Source organism: Bradyrhizobium sp. P2_E8, assembly GCF_056403875.1.
On record NZ_JBFUES010001378.1, the window covers coordinates 1 to 1523 of the forward strand.

A 1523-nucleotide genomic window follows, 5' to 3' on the forward strand; every position below is an offset into this window, starting at 1 on the left:
GCATGGAACCGCGCGCTACCGTCTTGAAAGCCGAGGGCGATCTCACGTAAGGTCGTCCGCATGGGGGCAATGCAGACCCCCCATGAGACTTCGGTCCAAGCTCTGCGCAGCACGCACTTCGTGGAGCTTGCGCATGGACACCGAACAACACCTTCCTCTCCGATCCACCGTTGCCATCCTCTCACGCGGCGATGCCGCCGCGCGGGCGGATGCCACACCGCAGAACAGCCGTTTCGTCCGCGTCTTCGAAGCACTCGCCGCTATCGGCATCGAAGCCCGGCCGGTCATCTACGACGAAACCTTTGCCGACGCCGTCCGCGATCAATTGCTCTCGGTCGACGGCGTACTCGTCTGGGTCGATCCGATCCACCAGGGCAAGACGCGCGTTGAGCTCGATCCCCTGCTCCGCGACGTTGCGGCGCGAGGGCCATGGGTGAGCGCGCACCCGGACGTCATCCTGAAGATGGGCGTCAAGGACGTGCTCTACCGCACGCGTCACCTGGGCTGGGGCGCGGATACGCATCGCTATGACACCGCGGCCTCCTTCCGCGCCGAATTCCCGCCGCGGCTTCGCGCGAACGGCCCCCGCGTGCTCAAGCAAAATCGCGGCAACGGAGGCCAAGGCGTCTGGAAGGTCGAGGCCCTCTCGAACGCGGACACCATGGTTCGGGTGCTCCACGCGCAGCGCGGGAGCCTGCCCGAGGACATGCCGCTCGATGGCTTCCTCGCGCGTTGCGAGCCCTATTTCGGCTGGGGCGGCTGCATCATCGATCAGGCGTTTCAGCCTCGCCTGCCCGACGGCATGATCCGCTGCTACATGAGCGGGTCCAAGGTCGCGGGCTTCGGGCACCAACTGATCAAGGCCTTGATCCCGCCGCCGCCGGAAGGTGTGGACTCGCCCGAGGCGCAACCGGGCCCACGGATCATGCACGGGCCCGATGCTCCGCAATTCCAGGCGCTGCGAAGGTCGATGGAGGACGAATGGACGCCGCGGATGATGGACACGCTCGACATCGATGAAGCGTCGTTGCCGGTGATCTGGGACGCGGACTTCCTCTACGGACCTCGCGACGCGGCTGGCGCCGACACATACGTCCTGTGCGAAATCAACGCGAGCTCCTGCTTCGCGATCCCCGAGGAGGCACCGGCGGCGATTGCGCGGACGGTGAAATGCCTCATTCTGCAGACTCAAGGCACCAGTTCCGGCAGATAAAAACCGGCGAGCGCGCAACATCATCTCGCACTGCGGCTCGGAGGCTGCTGCACCCTCGCCCAGCAGGCGATGGCGGGAGTTGTCACGCGACAGTAGGACGCAAGCGCGGATCGATGGCCCCCGTTGAAGCTGCGAGTCTCCAGAGCTATCGATCCGGGAAACCTGCTTCGATCGGGAGGAAGGCATGAGCACCATCAACGGTGGCTGTCATTGTGGCGCAATCCGTTATCAGGTCGAGGGCGAAGCGATCGTGCATGCGCTGTGTCACTGTCGCGATTGCAGACTCCACGCCGGCGCACCTGTGGTCGGC

The 1523-nt window shown here is 65.2% G+C and carries 2 protein-coding genes; both read left to right on the forward strand.

Annotated elements, in window-relative coordinates; translation table 11 throughout:
• The first annotated feature begins 133 nt into the window (after positions 1–133).
• On the forward strand, positions 134–1213 hold the full coding sequence (locus AC1D00_RS40630) for a Cj0069 family protein (protein ID WP_477014578.1): 1080 nt from the start codon (positions 134–136) through the stop codon (positions 1211–1213).
• A gap of 184 nt (positions 1214–1397) precedes the next feature.
• Positions 1398–1523, forward strand: a 126-nt coding sequence (locus tag AC1D00_RS40635) for a GFA family protein (protein WP_477014579.1), incomplete at its 3' end; no start/stop codon positions are given.